Source organism: Vibrio sp. 03_296, assembly GCF_002265885.1.
Window position 1 is genome coordinate 1 of the sequence record NZ_NPKW01000752.1, and the last position, 1,203, is coordinate 1,203.

At 34.2% G+C, this 1,203-nt stretch carries 1 protein-coding gene; it reads right to left on the minus strand.

The features are described 5' to 3' along the window. Positions 1–80: 80 nt before the first annotated feature. Entirely contained in the window at positions 81–239 is a 159-nt protein-coding gene (locus CIK04_RS34440; RefSeq protein ID WP_325205912.1) for a hypothetical protein, read from the minus strand. Positions 240–1,203 lie beyond the last annotated feature (964 nt).

Genomic DNA, 1,203 nt, shown 5'->3' on the forward strand with positions numbered 1-1,203 from the left:
CGCCGCTCGCTAATCACGGTTTCACAATACAGGCCATGTCCCAAGTGAATCTTTTGCATTTTGCGCGTAGGGTTATTTCGCTACGACTGCTGGAAAATACTTCGATATTCGTTTTCGTGAATACGCATGATCAGAGTGGCAGGACATTGCGTCATTTTGGCAACCAAATCGACGATTTCTTGCCAGCTCTTGAGTACAGAATCCGGAACGATTARTTGAGAGGTATCTATGTCTGCCATGATGCTTATCCAATGTGTAAGAGTGTTGATATCCATTCAGCGGTGAGGCGCTTGGTTCGCATTATTGAGTATAGGTGATGCAAAAGCCATTGCTATCATGAATGTTAGCAGGGTGATGGTCTCTTTTGGTTATAGAGAGTTAACCGTTCACAAGCACGGTTTGAATATCTATGGCACTCATTGCGTTAAATAGTGATTTTATTTTTGTCGTGAGCGGTGAGTGGACATCACGATTAAATAATATAAATTTCGTCACAACGGTATGTTCTATTAAAAATAGAATGGGATGAAATCTATACTATATTTATAAATTCCAAGCGTTATCTTGATTATTTACTTTTAGTTTTATTAATTATTGAATGCAAAGTTGATCGCAAAATAATGTAATTGATAATTAATCGTGTTTTGTTCGAGATATATGGTTCAATAATATCTTTTCACTGCTTATACATTTTGTTTCAATAAGGCTGATATTGAGTTGTTATATCCGATGCATTTAACAGAAACGTGTAATTAATCAATGTGTTTATTTCGTTTACTTACAATTCTGATATTTGTTAATGTTCAAATTGCCATTGTAACTTTTTGTTATTTGGTTTTGTTTTTAGGCTTTTCTTTAAATTTATAAGATAAGTGTTAGTCTTGTTTTTTTAAACTATTTTGGTTTGGGGTGGTTTAATTTGATATTTGTTTTTATGAAAATTAAAATCCGCGGGCGTCAGTTTTTGATAGCAACTTTTATATTAATTCATCTGTAACTGATGTTTTTTATATTCTGTTTTGGTTTTTAAACTGTCTATCGATATTTAAATCTAATACATGTTAAGGAGAGTTCATGTATAAAAATGGCCTGATGGGTATTCCACTCATTTTGATGTTAACGGCTTGTGGTAGTGACAGTGGTGGCTCAGATGCCTCGACAGATTCACGAGAGTATAAAGGCTTAAAGTTTACGGGTATTGTC